This is a genomic window from Myxococcales bacterium (genome assembly GCA_016706225.1).
In the GTDB taxonomy this organism is placed as follows: domain Bacteria; phylum Myxococcota_A; class Polyangia; order Polyangiales; family Polyangiaceae; genus JADJKB01.
Genome location: JADJKB010000003.1, coordinates 17,695 through 36,293, shown reverse-complemented (window position 1 = coordinate 36,293; position 18,599 = coordinate 17,695). Strand labels below are relative to the sequence as shown.

Below are 18,599 nucleotides of genomic sequence, written 5' to 3'. Positions count from 1 at the left end.
GGCCGAGTCGGGGTATCGTCACGACGTGGATCTTCGCGCGCTCGAAACCCCGCCCAGTGACGCCGAGCGGGCGGTCATCGATGCGCTGCTCGGCGACGAGGGTGGACCGGCGACGGTGCCGATTGCCAGCGCACGCAGAAAGCGCCACTTGCTCTTGCCGGCGCTGCACGCGGTTCAGGCGCGGGTCGGCTGGATCTCGCCGGGGGCGCTGGGGTACGTGTGTCGTCGGTTGGATGTGCCGCCCGCCGAAGGTTTCGGTGTTGCCAGCTTCTACGCGCTCTTTGCCCTCGCGGAGCGCCCGCCCGTTGCGCTGCACGTGTGTGACGACATTGCGTGCAAGATGGCCGGGGCGGACGACCTCATTCACTCCCTCACTCGGGAGTTTGGTCAGGCCGGGCACACGACCGGCGAGAGCGCCTGGCACAGGAGCCCGTGTCTCGGATTGTGCGAACAGGCGCCTGCCGCGCTCTACACGTCAGCCGGGGAGCGTCCGGTCGAACGCGGGCTGGGAGCTATGACCCATGAGCGCGCCGCTCGATTGATGCAAGGGAATGCACCTGGCGAGCCGTCGTCACCGGCACTGCATCAGGTCGGCGAGCCCGGGCTTCGTTTGCTCTCGCGCGTAGGGCGCGTCGACCCCACGAGCATCGACGCCTATCGAGCCGAGGGAGGCTACCGCGCACTCCGCCTCGCTCTCGAGCTCGGGCCCCCGCGGGTCATGCGTGAGCTCATGGAGTCGGGGCTCGTGGGCCGCGGTGGCGCCGCGTTTCCCACGGGCAAGAAGTGGGAAGCCGCGGCGCGGGCCCCCGCACGGCCGCACTACGTCGTGTGCAACGCTGACGAATCGGAGCCCGGCACCTTCAAGGACCGTGTGCTCATGGAGCAGGATCCCTTCGCGCTGATCGAGGCGATGACCATCGCCGGTGTGACGGTGGGCGCAGAGCTCGGTTATCTCTACGTGAGGGCCGAGTACCCACTTGCGAGCCAGCGGCTCGCTCACGCCATTCGCGAAGTCCGAGCCCGCGGGCTGCTCGGTCCAGACATTCTCGGCCGTGGCGTGGGATTCGAGCTCGAGATCCGCCGCGGGGCAGGTGCGTACATCTGCGGCGAAGAGACGGCGCTCTTCAACTCGTTGGAGGGGTTTCGGGGAGAGCCGCGCAGCAAGCCGCCCTTCCCGGTCGAGGTGGGCCTGTTTGGCAAACCGACGGTGGTGAACAACGTCGAGACCCTCGTCAACGTGCCGTTCATCGTCGAGCACGGCGCGGCCGAGTACCGCAAGTTGGGGACGGCGGCCTCACCCGGCACTCGCCTGTTCTGCGTTTCGGGGCGCGTCGAGAGACCGGGCCTGTACGAGCTGCCCTTCGGAGTCACGCTCGGCGCGCTGCTCGAGCGTGCGGGAGGGGTGAAGGGCGGGCGCCCACTGCAAGGGGTCTTGCTCGGTGGCGCCGCCGGAACGTTCGTCGGCAAGGCTGCCCTCGCGCTGCCGCTCACCTTCGAAGATACGCGGAGGGCTGGGGTGACCCTGGGTTCGGGAGTTGTGCTCGTGCTCGACGATCAGGTGGCCGTTGCGCCGCTGCTCGCGCGGATAGCCCGGTTCTTCCGCGACGAGTCGTGTGGACAGTGTGTGCCGTGCCGCGTGGGCACCGTGCGCCAGGAAGAGCTGGTCACCCGCCTCACGCGCAAACAGCCCCGCGGCAACCTGGATCAGGAGCTGGTGTTGCTCGCCGAGCTCGGTCAGGTCATGCGCGATGCGTCCATCTGTGGCCTGGGGCAGACGGCGTCTGCCGCAATCGAGTCGGCAGTGAAGGAGCTCGGCGCGTTTGGCAAGGGGGCGCCATGACGGTGCGCCTGCCGCTCTTGCCCGAGCGTCAGCTCGAGCTCGACGTCGACGGTCACAAGGTGAGCGTGAGGGAGGGTGCCACGCTGCTCGACGCCTGCCGCGCGCTCGCTATCGACGTGCCGACGCTGTGTCACGCCCCGAACCTGACACCGGTGAACGCCTGCCGCATCTGTGTGGTCGAGCTCGAAGGCGCGCGTACCTTGGTCCCGGCGTGCTCCCGCAAGGCCGAGAGTGGCATGGTGGTGAAGACCGACAGCGAGCGGGTGCGCCTATCGCGCAAGCTCGTGATGGAGCTGCTGGCTTCGAGTGTGGACCTGTCGACGGCGCCCGAAGCTCTGGCGTATCAAGCGCGGTACGGCGCCGACCCAGCTCGATTTGGGCTGGCGGCGGCGCCAACCGCCGCAGGCGAACGCGAACACCGCCACGCCGGCGAGCATGTGGAGCCCGAGCCGAGCCGGGCCGCAACCGTCGCCCAGCCCGTCAAGGTCGACAACGAGCTCTTCGTGCGCGACTACGGCAAATGCATCCTCTGTTACAAGTGCGTCGAAGCCTGTGGCTCCGACGCGCAAAATACGTTTGCCATTGCCGTCGCCGGGCGGGGGTTCGATGCGCGCATCGCGACGGAGCTCGACGTGCCGCTGCCGAGCTCGGCGTGTGTGTTCTGCGGTAACTGCATCGGGGTCTGCCCGACCGGCGCGCTGATGTTCAAGAGTGAGCACGACATGCGTGCCGCCGGCACCTGGGACGAGACGCGTCAGAACCAGACCGACACCATCTGCGCCTATTGCGGTGTCGGCTGTGTCGTCACGCTGCACACTCAGGACGGACGCATCGTCAAGGCCAGCTCACCGCACGACTCCAGCGTCACCGACGGTCACCTGTGCATCAAGGGTCGTTTCGGCTGGGGCTTCGTCTGAGCGACCCCCGCTTGCGTGGGGAATAGCGCTCGTCCGCCCCGAGACACCTCAGCGCCGATCCCGTCGCCGTTTGCGCGCGGGCAGCTTTGCTAGCTTGCCGCTCTCGAGCGCGCGACGCAGCACGCGCTCCATCTCTTGGCCGAAGACGAGACGCACGGCTTCGATCCCGGTAGGCCTGAGCTCCTCCAGGAGCCGCGGCCAATCCCCGTCGGAAGGCGGCTCCACGGCGCCCCGTTGCGCTTGGTCGAAGAACAGCTCCGCTAGCTCTTTGGCGACGCGTGCGAGGTGTTTGCGCAGGATGGCTTCGCCGGCAAGGGACGCCTGCAGATCGACCCCCATGGCCTCGAGCTTGAGCGCGATGGACAACAACCCCGGGCTTCGCACCAGCAGCACGTCGCCCTGGCGCTTCACCGCTTCCAGGCGCAAGAGATCCGCCAGCAGTCCGGCCCGTGGTCGCCCGGCCAGCGCGAGCAATTCACTCTCCGTCATGGTGCGCGGCTGATCGTTGACCCACGATGCCGACAGCTGTGCTTCGAGCCCCAGCCACTCCCCCACGTCGACCTCGCCCCGATCGATACGAGCGAGCAGCGCGCGGATGGCGTCGATGCGGAGCCCGCGATCTTGAAGTTTGGCGATGAGCTCGAGTCGCTCTTGGTGCTCGGCGCGGTAATACGCCACGCGCCCGCGCTTCTCGGGTGCTGGCAGCACGCCCTTCGATTGGTAGAATCGAATCGTTCGACTGGGCACGCGCGACAGCGCAGAGAGCTCGTCGATGGTGAGCAGGTCCGCGTCGGGGGTCGGCTCGGCCATGTCGCCCGACGCTACTCCTGTCGCGGCGGAGAACGGTAACGCTAGTTCGGCGCTGGTCATCTCCCACTCCTCAGCTCATCGCGCGGATGGCCGCGCGGCTCTGGGCCATGACGCCGCGATCGCGCGCGAGCTGGCCGATGTGGGCGAAGGCGCCGCGGAGCGTGGCCCCCCAGCTGGCCGTCCGGTAGGCCACCCCATGCTCTTCGCACGCCTTTTTGACCCGCGGTGCAACCTGCCGCAGGCGCTCCGGCGGCAGCTTCGGGAACAGGTGATGTTCGATCTGCCGATCGAGGCCCCCGCACAGCACGCTGATGGGCTGGCTCACTTCGTAGTTGTTCGTGGCCTCGACCTGCATCGCGTACCACTCGCCCTTCGAGCGCGCCTTGGTGCCGACGGGGTAACTCGCCACGTCCTCTCCGACGTGACCGCAGAAGATCGTCGCTGCGGAGTAGACGTCACGCAGCGTCTCGGCCAGCCAGTTGCCGAGCAGCACCTTCCAGAAGAACGGACCGGCCAGCGCAGGGAACAGCACATACTCCTTGGCGTAGTACGGCACGTACTTCCTGAGCGCCCGCTTCCAGGCGAGGCGCCGGCTTGCCGGCGAGCGATCCGGCAGGAAGTCGAGGCGCTGTGCGAGGCCGTTGTCGAAGTAGAGATCGCTCAGCCCCGTGAAGTGCAGATTCATCAGGAACCCGAAGTTGGGGAACAGGACCAGGAGCGCAAACGGCAGCTGCCAGCGGTTCCTCTTCGAGTGCGGCGTCTGTTCGGTCAGACGAATGGGACCGAAGTGGATGTCCGCATCACGACCTGCGACGTTCGTGTTGCCGTGATGGCAGCCGTTGTGTCCGAAGCGCCACGACTCCTCGTCGATGGGGACCTGCCACCGGAAGTTCTCGGAGCGGTAGCGGGTGGGCACCGGCAGTCTGTCGTACGCGCCATGCAGGGCGGTGTGTCCGATTTCCGTGGCTTGAAGTTGCTTGTGAAGCCAGAGCGCGATGACGCCGGCTCCAAAACCGATCGGCTCGAAGCTGAAATGGAGCAGGAGTCGCCCCGTGACCTCACAGGTCCGACTGAAGCGGTCGAGGCGCCGGAGGCGGCGCACGTCGCTCTCGCCGAGCTCTCCTTCGACGTCCTTCTTGATTTGATCGATGTCTCGGCCGAAACGGGCCAGGCGCTCGCTGTTTCTTGATGCAGGAATGCTGTTGTCTTGGGTTTGCACGGGTGAACCGCTCCCTCTCGGCCCAGGCATGAGGGCCGTCTTGATCCGGCTCGGGCCGGAAAGGTGGCCACGAGCAACTGGGACAGCATTAACAGTGACAGTTAGAGCTGTCAAGATAGAATTTTGGCTCCGGGTTGCGGGCGTGTATGTTGCTTGGTGCCCAATGGGGGCAGGAAGAGCGGTCACATGCGGGTCATCCTCAGCGCTTCAATCGTTGCCTTGCTCTCGTCGTTTGCGGCGCTCTCGCTGGCTCAGCAGGCGGGCGAAACCCTGCCACCCGCCGACGCGACCGAGCCCGCGCCACCTCCGCCCCCTGGCGCGACTGCCCCCGCCGCCGAGCCGGCCGCCGCCGCCGCCCCGCAGCCGGGTCCAGCGCCGGGCCCCGCGCCGGTGATGGAGCACACCGAGTCCGGTGGAGCTCACACCCACGACGGTTTCTTCTTTCGCATCGGCCTCAACGGCGGCCCGCTCATGATGAGTGCCGACACGGCGACCGAGACCAAGTTCAGCGGATTTCATTCCGGCTTCGACCTCATGTTCGGCGGCTCACCCATCAAGGGGCTGGCCATTGGCGGTGCGCTGATCGCGGGCCGGACGTCGGACCCCACCATCGAAGCGGGGTCCCTCAAGGGCACCGCCAACGGCACGCTGCTCTTTGCCGGGGTCGGCCTCTTCGGCGACTTCTACTTGAACCCCAAAGAGGGCCTGCACTTTCTGGGCATGGTCGGCTTCGGAACCGTGGACTTCGTGAACAACAATGGCAACAGCGGTGGCAATGATCCGAGCGGCACCATGCTGGCCATCGGGGCCGGCTACGACTTCTGGGTCGCCAACGAGTGGAGCATTGGACCCTTCGGTCGGATCCTCTATTCGTCGATGAGCCAAGATGCGGGCGGGGCCAGCGTGAAGTACAGCTACCTCTACCCCAGCATCGGCATCGCCTTCACGCTGCACTGAAGTGCCCCCTTTGAGATTTCGCCGAGCGCGTTACAATTTCGCGCCATGAAGAGCCCCGTACTCGACACGATGCCGCTCGGGTTTCCCTGGGTGACGGCGGACCCGTTCCTCTTTTGTGTGCACCACGACGACGCCTACCCGCGTGGCAACGGGCGGTTTGGTCCCGCCACCTCCCTCGCGGGCAGAAATCTCGGCCAGGACTTCGTGGTGAAGGACGGCTTTCGCATGTACCACGGCCAGGACGTGCCGGGGTTTCCCCAGCACCCGCATCGTGGGTTCGAGACGGTGACCATCGTGCGCCGGGGGCTCATCGATCACTCCGACTCGCTGGGCGCGGCTGCGCGTTTTGGCGAGGGCGACGTGCAGTGGCTCACGGCAGGAGCGGGCATCGTGCACTCGGAGATGTTCCCGCTGCTCGACACCGAACAGCCGAACCCGCTCGAGCTGTTCCAGATCTGGCTGAACCTGCCGCGCCGGGACAAGCTGGTCGAGCCTCACTTCTCGATGCTCTGGGCCAAGGAGATCCCGGTGGTTCGCGCTCTGGACGCTGGCGGCAAGAGCACCGAGGTCAGCGTCATCGCCGGCGACTACGACGGTCGGCGGGCACCGTCACCCCCGCCAAGCTCCTGGGCCGCACACGCCGAGGCCGACGTCGCGATCTGGTCACTGCGCATGCAGGCCGGCGCGAGCTTTCGATTGCCGCCGGCAGCCGGTCCCGAGACGGCGCGGACCCTCTACTTCTTCCGGGGCTCGAAGCTCGAGATCGGGTCCCACACGCTCGCTGACCACGCCGCGGCGCTAGTGCAATGTGAGGAAGAGTTGACGCTCCAGGCCGGCGACGGCGAGACGGAGCTCCTGCTGCTGCAGGGGCGCCCGATCGGCGAGCCGGTCGTGCAACACGGTCCGTTCGTGATGAACTCGCCGGAGGAGATCCGCCAGGCGATTCGTGACTACCAAACCACGCGCTTCGGCGGTTGGCCTTGGCCGTCGGACGACCCGGTCCACGGCGCGGAAAAAGGCCGTTTCGCCCGGCACGCGGACGGCCGCGTCGAGCGTATGGACTGATTCAGTTCGGCTCGCCGTCCAGGCGCGCCAGATCTGCGACGAAGGTCACCAGCTCGATGCCGATGGGAGCGGCCACCACGACGTCGCCGTGGAGCTCGAAGCGAAAGGAGGTCCCCGCGAGCTCGAAGGGCGCAGCGATTGAAAACACTCCTCCGGCGAATCCCGACGTGATCGCGTCGAGCACTCCCACCAGCGTGGCTTCGTGCTGTTCGACCACGCCATCGGTGCGCAGGCTGACGTCCGGCAGCCCCAGCTTGGCCAGGCCGAGCGTGCGGACTTCGTGATCGAACAGCGTGTAGCTGACGTGGTTGGCGATCTCTGGCTGACAGGAGCTCTCCATTTCTTCGGCATCGAGCACACGTTCGGCCAGCGCATCCAGCACCCAGCCGCCGGAGGCCTCGGCGATGGTGGCCGCGACCTGGATCGCCGCCTGCAGGTGGCTGTCGTTCTCGGGGCGTGTCTCCGGCGCGACACGAACTCGATAAAGCATCGCCGCGCGGCGCAGATCTGCGAGCACGTCGTCCTCCGTCTGCTCCTCGACCCAGGTCGGGATCTGGAAGAGCTCCGGCGCATCCGTCTTGGCGAAACAGGCCAGCGTGAGCCAGGGGGGAGCGCCTTCGATCACCGTCTCTGGGCCGACGACTGCCTCCGCGAGTGAGGTCCAGATCTCGAACGTGACGTCGATGCGCTTCAGCACGAGTCCCTGTGTAGCCGGCGTCCACCGGCCCGTCGAGAGGCCACTCAGTCGGTCAGAACCGCCCGGCGTGGCCGCGGTCTCGAGGACAGCAGCGCACGAACGGGCTTCAGCTAGACTCGCCTTGCGCGCTGTCGCAGAGCGCGAGAGGGCCTCTTCGAGGTGACCCGCGGCGGGCGACCTGGCAGAAATTCGCGACACGTCCCAGGCCAGAGGAGGCATCCGCCGGCCTCGCCGGTAGTTCAAGTGGGTTTTCGCCGCTCAGGACGATCGCGATCTGAGCATCGCAAGACTCGGGACTGGCTAGACCATGCCCGAGCGAGGCAGGGCCTGGGTGAACTCGCGCCACTCGATGGGGGCAGTGGCCGGGTCGATACGAGGCGGTTGGAGCGGCAACGATATCGGCCGCACGGCGGGTTTTCGCGGCCACATCCCCGACTCGTCCGGCGTCTTGTTGGCCTTCTTTCCGTTGCACGCGAGGCACGCCGTCACGATGTTTTCCCAGTCGGTGCGGCCGCCGCGCGAGCGCGGAAGCACGTGATCACAGGTCAGCGACGAGCGCGGTGGTTTTGCGCCGCAGTAGACACACGCGAACCCGTCGCGGACGTGCACGTTCTGCCGCGAGAACTTCACGCCACGCTTGGTCGTGGCGAAGCTGCGGCGCAAGCGCACGACCGCCGGCATGCGAATGGTCGTCGAGGGGGAACGCAGCTCGTCCGTGTACGAAACGACGACGTCGACCTTGTCCAGATAGACGAGCGTGATCGCGTCCTCCCAGCGGATGACCTTGTGGGGGAAGTACCAGTGCGTGAGCACGAGGGTTCGCGAGTGCATGACGCTTGCCTTTTATGACGCAACAACTGGGGCATTGCTTCATTTTCTGAGCCCGACCCGCCGGAAGTCCCCGAAAATCCGGGCAGTAAGTGAGCTGGAGCGACGGCATGGTTTCGCCCTTCGGGGTGCTCGATGCGTCGGGTGGGCAGAAGCCGGCGTACGGCGCGTTCAAGTCGGTCGCTCCGGCCTGGAATTCCAGCTGCGAGTGAGGCAACAGGTCACGCACGGAGGTGCTGGGTCTCCGGATTTTCGCGGCGCCAGATCACGTGGTCCATGAAGTAGTGGTGGATGTTCACGAAGGCGAAGAACGTGGCAAAATAGGGGGTCGGGCCGAGGTCCGTTTGGGCTGCGGGTGAGCGAGGCGTGCCAATCAACAGGCTGTCGAGCAGCGTGGGCGCGCCCCGCAACAGGAGCCAGCCCAGCCCCAGCGCCGACACCGCGAGCAAGCCAATTTGAACTGCGGCCGGACGCCCGAAGTGAGGCGGCCCTTCAGCGGCGCGCGCCTGGTTTCGCCGCAGCAACCACACGAAGTAGAGGTACTGCACCGAGTGCAGGCCTGGGATCACGTAGACCATCAGCGGGTCGACGCTCGAATACACCGTCCAGATCCAGATGGTGATCAGGAAGCCCGCGAGCGGCGCCAGCGGCGGCAGTCGACGTTCGGCCCGCCACTTGCCCGCGAGCACCCAGACAACTCCGACGGTGCTGAGCGCGAATGCGACGCCGGTAGCGAGCTCGAGCCCATGCGGGTGGCCGAGCGTGGTGTAGACGACCCCTTTCTCTTCGACCTCCCGCCCTGGGTCGAATGGGCTCGACCAGGCGTAGGCCCAACCGGCGAAGCAGTGCACGAGGAACGCGAGCCGTTCGCGGGGGCTGAAGCGCACACCGCGGCGCGCCGACAGCACCGCGAGCACACCAAACGCCTGTTTGACGTAATGCCAGCCCACCAGCAAGAACATCAGCTGGACCAAGGAGCCCAGCGCCGTTGCCGAGTGCGTCCACAAACCCAAGAGCGCCCAGACCAGGAGCACCAGCGGCACGACGAGCGCCGAGAGCAGATACCGAATGCGCTGGCCCGGGCCAAAGGCACCGCCGAAAGCGCGACGCTTGAAGTCCCGGTAAAAGAGCAGGTAGGTGACAGAGAAATGCGGGTCGTTGATCACGTAGCCTGCGTGAAACGCCACGAAGCCCACGGCCAGCTCAGCCGAGTCCAGACCCACGCTGCGGCGAAGCAGCCACAGCAGCGGGAAGAGGACTAGCGTGGCGCCACCCACGAGCAGAAACTCGATCAGCGCGGCGCCTCGACTCGCGGGCGGCACAGGCGGAGCGAGTGCCTCGGGCACGGACAGCGAAGCGCTCGCGCTCGTCACCCGAGCGAAGTTATCACGTCCTCGCGTGGGCGCTCATGACCGCGGCGCGCGCGGCTGTCAGGCGCTCGAGGCGGAGGAATTTCACAGGAAGGCGGGAGGGCAGAAAGAGAGAATTGAGAATTTCACAGGAAGGCGGAAGGGCGGAATTGAGAATTCGGAATTGAGAATTTCACAGGAAGGCGGAAGGGCGGAGTTGAGAATTCGGAATTGAGAATTTCACAGGAAGGCGGAAGGGCGGAATTGAGAATTCGGAATTGAGAATTTCACAGGAAGGCGGGAGGGCGGAGAAATTTTGCAGGAGGGCGGAGGGATTGTCTCTGCTCCGTTTGATCCCAAAAATCTTCCGCCTCTTCCGTCCTTCCTGTGAAATTTCCGAAATCTCACGTCCCGCGTACCGCCAGCGAGCCGCGAATGCACAGCCTAACGAACGCATGGCTCAACGCGTGAAGCTCTCTGCCGCGCGGTACTCTGCTCGCCGTTCACCGAGTCGGGACCGGACCCAGCGGGCGGTCGTGCGTCGGGCTATACGGTCGAGCAGATCGTCGAAGCGCGCGGACCTCCGACGCAGGGTCTCGCGGGCGAACACCAGGGGCGCCTGCGACAACGGCGCGAGTCGCCAGAGGCCCGGGCTCGGCAGCCCGAAGTGCGTGTGTGTGGCCGGCGCCACGAAACAACCCACGTATCCACGCCGCAGGCCTCGCTCGAAGTGACCGAGCAGAGTGTGGCGGAGTGAATCGCTCGCGGCCGCGGTGTCCGCGTCGAGATAGGAATGCGCGAGCAGCTTGCCATCGTCACCGGAGGCGCTGACTCCCTTGACCATCGACGTGAACATCAGGCCCAGAGCTTGGTCGACGTCTTCTGGGTACCAGCGGGGTTGCACCCCCATCAAATGCCCGACGTAGCGCCAGAAATGCATCGTCGCTTGGATTTCCTCGCGGGAGGTCCGGTACCCGATGAGCCGCAGCCCGTAGCCCGGAACGAAGCTGCCGCCCATCAGTGTGAGCAGCGCGTCCGCTTGGCTGATGGGCACGCCCCAAGCGTCGAGGTTCCAGTCCGGATGTGCGAGCAGACGTTTGCGCACGAAGACGTGCATCAGGCGCACGCGGAGCGCCGTAGCTCGGCCCGGCTTGCCGGGTTCGAGCGCGCCCGGCTCCGCCACATCGACCCAGAAGGCCGCCGTCTCGAGAAAACGTCGCTGGGCGCTCGACCCCGTGTAGCCTCCGGTGAAACACAGGGGCTTCGCCACGCTGTTCTCTCGGTATCCCTCCAGGGTGATCGCACCGGCGAAGGCGTGCAGGTGTGTGCCCCAGCGGCGAAAGACGCGAGCGCCAAGCGCCACTTGCTGGGGATCGAGCCAGGCGGGCTCCGTCTCCATCTCTGCAAAGAGACGCGTGAGCGAGCGCGGTGCGTCCGCGACGGAATCGACTCCCGAGGCGAGCGCTTGGTCGACCAACCGCCGCCCTTCAGTCTGCCCTCGCGGCAGTGAGACCTCCTCGACAAAAGCCTCCGCTACAGGATCAGCGTCGTAGTACGTGGTGGCCCAGGTCCGCACGACATCGTCGGGCAGCTTGGGCTCCACTCTGAAAAGCATACGCAGGCTACGCCGGAGTCGCTGGGCGCGGGCTGAGCCGACTTGAGCCCAGTAGCCGAACTCGGAGGGAATGCGACCAGGGGCCGGCGACGAACAGGAGTCGTCCACACGCTCAGCCTAGCCTCGACCCGAGCGGTTTCGTGCACTGAAATAACCGCGGCGGAAGGGTTTCTTCGAGCTTCACCGCGAAGCGCGACCTGCCAGAAATTCGCGACTCACCCCATTGCCCTTGCCCGCCCTGCGAGGGGGTCTATCCTGGCCTGCGTGCGAGCGCGCGTGCCGACGATCGCCAGTGGCGCCATCCGCAATCTGCCGAGTGTGGTCCAGGAGGCGGGGGGTGATTCCGCGGCGGTGCTCCGCTCGGTCGGCGTCGAGCCGGAGGTGCTCGGCGACGTCGATGCCCGAATCCCCGTGGAGACTCTGCACGCGCTGTGGGAGGCCGTGCTCGCCGTGGTGCCTGGGGCCGGCGGCGCCGTACTTGGTGCGGAGCGATATTCACCCGGTGACTACGGGCTAGTCGGCTTCGTGGCGATGAACAGCGGCACGCTACGTGAAGCCATCGGACATGCGGTTCGTTACATGGGGCTCTGGACCGACGAACCCGGCATGGCGCTCGAGAGCGACGGGACCCTGCGCATCGTGTACCGAACCCCGTTCGCCGATCGAATCGGGCTGCGTTTTGCCACCGAGGCGACGCCCGCGGAAATCCTCCACGCGGCTCGGATGGTCACGCAGAAACACATCGTGCCTCGCGAAGTCCGCTTCATGCACCCTGGGCCGCGGGACATCTCGCTGCACGAGGAGTTCTTCGGTTGCAAGGTGACGTTCCGCGCCGACGACATCGCGATGCTGTTTTCCGCGGAAGATCTGGCGCTGCCGCTGCCCAAGGCCGACGAGCAGCTCGGCGCATACCTGCGCTCGGTCGCGAATCAAGCCCTCGAGAAGCGTGGCGGGACCGAAGACACGCCGCTCGATCACATCCGCGGCATCATCGCCGAGCAGTTGCAGCAGGGCGTGCCGTCACTCGATCAAGTCGCGAAGGGCATGGCCACGAGCGAGCGCACGTTGCGGCGCCGGCTGGAGGCCGAGGGTACGTCGTTTCGCGCGCTGCTCGACGAGACGCGGGCGCTGCTCGCGCAGGGCTACGTGCGGGACAAACGTCTGCCGCTTTCGGAGGTCGCGTTCCTTCTGGGGTTCTCCGAGCCGAGCGCCTTTCACCGTGCATTCAAGCGCTGGACGGGGACGACGCCGAGCGCGTTTCGCGCCCGAGCCTGACCCGCCCGCACCTCACGACGGTCTGGCCGTTTCGCCCACGACATTGGCCGCTGGGGTCACTGATCGTGGGGCCAATGTGCGGCAAGCTGCGACCATGGAGGTTCGGAACATGACGACCAAGATCCTGCTCTCGATCACAACCACGCTTGCTCTCGGTCTCACCAGTGTCCAGGCGCTCGCGGACGTCCCGATGCCCGAGTGTGTGGGCAACCCCGCTTGCCAGCAGCCAGGTGGGTGCTCCGTTGGCGCGCTGCCGGTCGGCGCTCCGGCCGGCGCGGGAGCGATCGCCCTGGCCGCGGCCGCGGCGCTCATCGTGCGGCGACGCCGCGTGCGCTGAGCCGTCGTTGACGCCGCGCCCCGGCGCGCGTCCCACCCACGATGAACAGGTCCGTACCGACACGGACTCCTGTCGCGGGTGGGATACGGCGACACCCCGGGGCCTGCGGTGGCCGCACAAATCGCGCCTTCGCGCGGGATCTCGACCGTGCGGGCTAAGGGCTTTCGGGGCCACGCCGCATGCGGCACCATCGCCGAAGTGGAGCTGGTGGGTGACCGCCAGCCCGCGGAGACCCGGGTGTGTTGGTACGCGCTCGGGCCGAGAGCAACGTGGCAGATCAGTCGGCTCAAGACGAACTCGGCCTCGCGAAGCGGCGAGTGGGCTCGGTATTGTGCGGCCGCTGGCCGCTCGAGCGCCTGATCGGCATGGGCGGTATGGCGGCGGTCTACGCCAGCCGCGACTCCGACGGTAACCGCGTCGCGATCAAGCTGCTGCACGGAAACTACTCGGCCAACCAGGCGCTGCGTCAGCGGTTCGTGCGTGAGGCGCAGCTGACTCAGGCGGTTGAGCACCCAGGCCGTGTCGCGATCTACGAAGAAGGGCAGAGCGAGGAGGGTGATCCGTATTTCGTGATGGAGCTGCTCCGGGGAAGGACCTTGAGCAAACACTGGAAAGACAACAACAGCATCTTGCCGCCGGAGCAGGCCCTCGAGATTGCCGATCTGGTGCTCGACCTGCTGTCCGCCTGCCACGCCGCCGGAATCGTTCACCGAGATCTCAAACCTGCGAACATCTTCATCACCACGGAAGGGGTAGTGAAGGTGCTGGACTTCGGTGTAGCCCGAAAGCGCGAGGTCGGCGTCGATCCCACCATGGTCGGCACCGCGCTCGGAACCCCCGCCTACATGGCTCCGGAACAGGCGCTCGGGTCGGCTGACCGCATCGACGCGCGCACGGACCTGTTTGCAGTCGGTGCAGTGCTGCACACGATGATCTCGGGCAAACGCCTGCACGACGGGCGCTCCAACGAGGAGGCCTTCGTGCTCGCGGCGACGCGTCCCGCACCGTCGGTAGCCAAGGTCGCCCCCGACATCATTCCGGAGCTGGTTCAGCTGATTGACCGCGCCCTGCAGTGGGATCCCCGCAATCGGTTCCAGAGCGCGGAGGAAATGCGCGCCGCCATCGCCGAAGTGCAGCGAGTCCTGGAGGGGGGCGTTGCCGTCCAGAGCGCGCCGCAGAAGCAGCATGGACAGGCCCAGCTGCTCGCGTTGCTTTCGGAGAGCGTCGAGACTCCCGAGGCGGACGTCCAGCTCTCACCGGCGGAGGAGGCGCTCGTCGTCGAGTTACAGGAGATCTTCCGGCGCGTGGAGCGTGGCCTGAACGCCGCACGTCAGTACACCTGGGACCACAAGGTCACGCTCGGTCACATGCAGGCGATTCACCAGGTCATGTCGGAGTACCTGGCTCGGGTGCCGGGCCCCCTGCACTTCGAGGTCAAACCCCACTCCTTCGCCATGAAGTCCGCCGTGCTGTGGGAACCGCTGCACCCCTTCGACGAGATCCCCTACAACCTGTTCGCGAGCGGATTTCGCAGCTTCGACATCACGGCCGGCGTCAGCATCGACGAGGTGATCTCGCTGCTGGACTTGATGCGGCGTGACCCGCTGCGGGACTTCTCACCCGAGGACGACCTGGCGACGGCGTTCTGGGAGAGGCAGCTCGAGCACGTGTCCTACCAGGTGGTGAGCTCGTTCTTGACGATCGGTTCGTCCGAGGAAGCCGATCGCGAGCTCGACGATCTGGTAGAGACCGGCAAGGGTGTCGTCGAAGGCTCCGGCAACCGAAAACCCGGGGTAGGCGAGCTCGAGCTCGAACCGGCGTCGCTGGAGGAGCGCGCCGCAGTGATCGCCGCGCGCCAGTCCGCCCTGCGTGCGGTGCGATCCGCCGGAGCCGCGACGCTCGACGAGCCGACCCGTGCGCTGATCGCGGCCGCCCTCGACATGCCCGAGGCGGAGTGGGAGACCCGCTACGTCAAGGTGCTCGCACACGCCGCGGTCGATGCGATGGCCTACGAGCAGATGGAGCTGATCTGCGCGCCGCTGCGCAGCGGGCTCATCGAGGCAGCGGCCAGCCAGGCCATCGCGCCGGCGCTCCGACGCACACTCGCTGTGGTCGAGGCGGTGACACTGCGGGCAGGACCTGCCTCGAGTGCAGAGCTGACACGCGCGCTGGTGGACGCCGAAACTCTCGGAGTCGTGCTCAAGGAGCTGGCACGCCCGATTCCCGAGGCCGAACGCGCCAACGCCGAACGCTCCGCTCCGCTCCTCTCACAGCTGCTGGACGAAACCGGGCCCGAGCATTTCTCCAGTGTCCTGGCGGCGCTCGCTCGCGCCGACGTCGAGCCGATCCGCGACGCACTGCTGCGCTTTCTCGAGCGGCACGGTGCCGGTCGCGAGCAGGAGATCGCCGCGATCTTGGGCGAAGCCGATCTGGCCAAGGGGCGCGCGGTCCTGGGGCTCCTGCACGCGCTTGGCACCGAGGCTGCGGCTCGCGCGCTCACAGCGGCGGAGTCCAGTGTGCATCCCGAGATCAGGGTCGAGGCGGTGGCCATGCGCGCACAAACATCGACCGAGGGACTCCGTGACGAGCTCGCGAGCTTGCTCTCGAGTCGGGATCAGTTCGTGCGTATGGCGGTGCTGGGCACCATGGCGCGGTACAAGGTGAAAGAGGCGGGGCCGTTGCTGGTGCAGATGGCCACCGACGACGCCTTTCACAAGCTGGACATCAACGAGCGACGGGTCACGCTCGAGACGCTGTGGGAGCTCTCGCCGGTGCGCGGCGAGAGCCTGGTCACGGATCTCGCGACCAAGACCGGCATGCTGACGCGCGAGGCCGTCGACGACACACGCACGCTGGCGATCCAGCTGCTCGGGCGCCTGAGCGACAACCGCAGCGTGATCGCAGAGCTGGAGAAGACGGCGGGTAAGTGGACCAACTCACAGACCGTCCGTGACGCCGCGGCGCAGGCGGGCGCGGCGATCAAACGCCGCCTGAGGGGGCGATGACCTCACAACCTCCCCCCGCGGACGCGGCTCAGGTCGTTCAGCAGAACGTGGCCGACCTCGCGCAGCGCCAGCAGGCGCGCGAGCTGGGTTCTTCCCTCGCTCGCCATGTGTTTCGGCTGCTCAAGGTGGCGCAGTTTCACGCCCTCGACAACATGGCGTTCTTGCAGCAGGTCGATCAAACGGTCGAGGCACTCGGAGTGTTCGGCACACAGACGGGCGAGCCCCTGTCGCTGCTCTTCACCAAGAGCACGGTGTTCGTGTGTGGGCAGCTGCTCAAGGCGTCGCGCGCGGAGTACGAAGCGGCGCTCGAGCTGAGCAAGATGGTGCGCGCGCTCGGTGTCACCCAGCTCACGCTGCAGGCCGACGCCAATCGCGCAGATCTGAAGGCGCTGGCGCGGCTCTTTCAGCCCGGATCGGCGCTGAAAGCAGAGCATGGTGTCATCGAGCCATCACCCCGGGTTCGCTTGCGCTACGTGCACGCAGCGCGGCTCGACGAAAACGAGAACGAGCTCACGCCCGAGGAGCAGGTCCTCCGTACGTACGCGACGACGGTCGTTGTCATGCGTCGGGTCTACGAGAACCTGATGGCCGGGCGGTATCAGTTACCCAACCAGGCCAAGCGTCTGGCTCAACGCCTGGTCGTGCTGTCCGAGGGCGACACCCCCGCGTTCTTGGGGGTCACGGGCATGCGCAACTTGAATCACGACGCTGCCGGTCGGGCGGTGAACCGGGCGATCTTGGCGGTCTCCATGGGTCGCCAGCTCACCGGTGACCTCGCCACGCTCTCGCGCATCGCGATGTCCGCACTGTTCTTCGACGTGGCGGTGCCCCTCGTCACGGGCGCGGCAGGCATGGGGGAGGAGCAGGTCGTCGTGGCCAAGATGACCGACCAAGCAGCCAAGCGGCTGCCCGCGGCGACGGCCACGGTGCTGACGGCCCTCGGTCAGGTTCGCGAAGCTAGCCTCGTGCGCACGGTGATCGCCTACGAAGCGCAGTGGTTGCGCCAGATTGAGTCGCTGGGTCAGCTCTACGACGGCGCACACCGTCCGATGGTGGCGGCGCGCATCGTCGCAACCGCGCATCGGTTCAATCAGCTGGTGGAGCCGGACCTCGGGGCGAGTCGAACACCGTCGGTAGACGAAACGATCACCACCCTACGACACAAGACGAAAGAGGCATTGGACCACGCCATGTTGGTGCTCTTGGTCGGCGCCCTGGGAGTATTTCCCCGCGGTGCCGTCGTCGAGCTGTCGACCGGGGAGCGCGCCGTGGTCCTCCATTCGCCGGATAATCCCGCCGAGTATGCCCGCCCGAGCGTGAGGCTCATCTACGACTCGAGCGGACAGCTACTGCGGTCGAAAGTGGTGCTCGACTTGTCGCGGGATCCAGGGCGGCAGGTCACACGCGTGATCTTGGATCCGGATCCGGAGCTCCGCCGAGCGTCCGAGGAGCTCATCTCGGTTGGCGCGCCCTCCTCGCGGGGGCCTGTGTCGGCCGGCGCCGCGAGCGAGCGGACTCTGCAGAGCTCCGACAGCACGGACCGACCGCCGGCCTCGACCGGGGCGGCAAGCGAGCCCACTCCGCGACCTCCCGACAGCGCCCCGCTGATCGAACGACCTGCGCCGTCGGCGCGTGCGGTGAGCGAGCGGACTCCGCGCAGTCCGTCGGTGGAACAACCGCCGCCTTCGTCGACACCAGACAGCAGGCGTGGTCGAGCCCCGCGATCGGGACGCGGAAGCGGGGCCGTCGAGCTGGTCGAGGCGCCGCCGTCCCGCCGAGATCCGCGCTCGGAGGACTGGGACGACGAGCCCCCGTCCGAGCCGTCGGGTGCGAGCACCCCCGGCTCCGGATCCAGGTTCCAGACCAGCCCGACCCTCGACTGGCGGCAGCGGGCCGTCGCGCTTCCTCCGAAGAGCACGCCCAGGAACGCCTCGCTCGCCGAGGGGTTTGCGCCGAGCGCGGAGGGTTCGCTCCACAAGAAACCGCTCTCGCACCTCCTGCTCTACTTGGAGGAGCGGGCGCTCGGCGGCACTCTCGTTCTCGCAGAGCCGTCGGAGCAACCCGAGCTCGAAGCGACGGAGCACGCGGTGTTCTTCAGAGAAGGCAAGCCGTTCAAAGCGTACGTCGCTGGGCGAATCGCCACCCTCGGCTCACTCTTGGTGGGCAGCGGCGCATTGGAGCAGGGGCAGCTCGAGGACATCGCGCTCGCGGGTGGACACGAGGCAGAGCTCGAGCGAGAGCTGATCGACCTCGGCTTGGTGCGGCCCGAGCAGATCGCGGAGGTTCGGAGCACGCAAGTCTACGAGCGAATCAAGTTCTTGTTCTCCCTCGCGCCCAATACTCTGTTTGCGTTCTATGGCGACGTCGATCTGCTTCAGACTCGCTGGGGACGCATTCCAGCCGCAGTCTCGCCGCGCGCTGCTCTGACACTCGGCCTCCGAGAGCACCCTGAGGTCGAGGCGATGGATCGCGTGCTAGCGCAGTCCGCGGCGGGCCCCCTCGCGATGTCCGCTGGCGCGTCGGTGGACGAGTTCGAGTTCTCGCCGGACGAGCTGGCGGTGGTGATCGCCATCGCGACTGGGAAACCGTCATTGCTCGAGCTGATCGAGGCGGGTCACGAGCCTCAGATCGCTCGCCAGGTCGTTTACCAGCTCTTGCTCTCGCGCGCCGCGGTGCCAGCCTGAG

The 18,599-nt window shown here is 66.9% G+C and carries 14 protein-coding genes; 8 read left to right on the top strand and 6 right to left on the bottom strand.

Going from position 1 to position 18,599, the window contains the following annotated elements; genetic code table 11:
• The first annotated feature begins 25 nt into the window (after positions 1 to 25).
• Both IPI67_02120 and IPI67_02115 read left to right on the top strand, forming a co-directional pair.
• On the top strand, positions 26 to 1,840 hold the full coding sequence (locus tag IPI67_02120) for an NAD(P)H-dependent oxidoreductase subunit E (protein ID MBK7578978.1): 1,815 nt from the start codon (positions 26 to 28) through the stop codon (positions 1,838 to 1,840).
• Positions 1,837 to 2,757 carry a (2Fe-2S)-binding protein gene (locus IPI67_02115; GenBank protein ID MBK7578977.1) on the top strand — a complete coding sequence of 307 codons (921 nt, stop codon included), beginning with the start codon at positions 1,837 to 1,839 and terminating at the stop codon, positions 2,755 to 2,757. Before IPI67_02120 ends, IPI67_02115 begins: the two co-directional genes overlap by 4 nt.
• Positions 2,758 to 2,805: 48 nt before the next feature.
• Here IPI67_02115 and IPI67_02110 read toward each other — a convergent pair whose 3' ends face one another.
• Both IPI67_02110 and IPI67_02105 read right to left on the bottom strand, forming a co-directional pair.
• The gene (locus tag IPI67_02110; protein ID MBK7578976.1) at positions 2,806 to 3,627 is read right to left on the bottom strand and encodes a MerR family transcriptional regulator; all 822 of its coding nucleotides are present in this window, start codon (positions 3,625 to 3,627) and stop codon (positions 2,806 to 2,808) included.
• Positions 3,628 to 3,637: 10 nt separating this feature from the next.
• On the bottom strand, positions 3,638 to 4,786 hold the full coding sequence (locus IPI67_02105; protein ID MBK7578975.1) for a fatty acid desaturase: 1,149 nt from the start codon (positions 4,784 to 4,786) through the stop codon (positions 3,638 to 3,640).
• A gap of 186 nt (positions 4,787 to 4,972) precedes the next feature.
• On the opposite strand from IPI67_02105, the gene IPI67_02100 reads away from it, so the two are divergent.
• Both IPI67_02100 and IPI67_02095 read left to right on the top strand, forming a co-directional pair.
• Positions 4,973 to 5,743, top strand: a complete 771-nt coding sequence (locus IPI67_02100) for an autotransporter domain-containing protein (protein MBK7578974.1) — start codon at positions 4,973 to 4,975, stop codon at positions 5,741 to 5,743.
• 45 nt (positions 5,744 to 5,788) lie between these two features.
• Positions 5,789 to 6,808 (top strand): pirin family protein, encoded by a 1,020-nt coding sequence (locus IPI67_02095; protein MBK7578973.1) that lies wholly within the window; start codon positions 5,789 to 5,791, stop codon positions 6,806 to 6,808.
• Between the two features lies 1 nt (position 6,809).
• Here the strand turns inward: IPI67_02095 and IPI67_02090 are convergent, their stop codons facing one another.
• The 4 genes from IPI67_02090 to IPI67_02075 all read right to left on the bottom strand — a co-directional run bounded on the left by IPI67_02090 (position 6,810) and on the right by IPI67_02075 (position 11,285).
• Entirely contained in the window at positions 6,810 to 7,505 is a 696-nt protein-coding gene (locus tag IPI67_02090; GenBank protein ID MBK7578972.1) for a hypothetical protein, read from the bottom strand.
• Between the two features lie 300 nt (positions 7,506 to 7,805).
• Positions 7,806 to 8,336, bottom strand: a complete 531-nt coding sequence (locus IPI67_02085; protein MBK7578971.1) for an HNH endonuclease — start codon at positions 8,334 to 8,336, stop codon at positions 7,806 to 7,808.
• 218 nt (positions 8,337 to 8,554) lie between these two features.
• A complete protein-coding gene (locus IPI67_02080) occupies positions 8,555 to 9,706 on the bottom strand; it encodes a hypothetical protein (protein MBK7578970.1) in 1,152 nt (383 codons plus the stop codon).
• 436 nt (positions 9,707 to 10,142) lie between these two features.
• A complete protein-coding gene (locus IPI67_02075) occupies positions 10,143 to 11,285 on the bottom strand; it encodes a DUF2236 domain-containing protein (GenBank protein ID MBK7578969.1) in 1,143 nt (380 codons plus the stop codon).
• 276 nt (positions 11,286 to 11,561) lie between these two features.
• Here IPI67_02075 and IPI67_02070 point away from each other — a divergent pair, with 276 nt between their 5' ends.
• The 4 genes from IPI67_02070 to IPI67_02055 all read left to right on the top strand — a co-directional run bounded on the left by IPI67_02070 (position 11,562) and on the right by IPI67_02055 (position 18,598).
• A complete protein-coding gene (locus tag IPI67_02070) occupies positions 11,562 to 12,572 on the top strand; it encodes an AraC family transcriptional regulator (protein MBK7578968.1) in 1,011 nt (336 codons plus the stop codon).
• A 109-nt stretch (positions 12,573 to 12,681) separates the two neighbouring features.
• Positions 12,682 to 12,909: a hypothetical protein gene (locus tag IPI67_02065; GenBank protein ID MBK7578967.1), complete on the top strand. Its 228-nt coding sequence runs from the start codon at positions 12,682 to 12,684 to the stop codon at positions 12,907 to 12,909.
• 239 nt (positions 12,910 to 13,148) lie between these two features.
• A complete protein-coding gene (locus tag IPI67_02060) occupies positions 13,149 to 15,914 on the top strand; it encodes a protein kinase (GenBank protein MBK7578966.1) in 2,766 nt (921 codons plus the stop codon).
• A complete protein-coding gene (locus IPI67_02055; GenBank protein ID MBK7578965.1) occupies positions 15,911 to 18,598 on the top strand; it encodes a hypothetical protein in 2,688 nt (895 codons plus the stop codon). The genes IPI67_02060 and IPI67_02055 overlap by 4 nt, the downstream gene beginning before the upstream one ends.
• Position 18,599 lies beyond the last annotated feature (1 nt).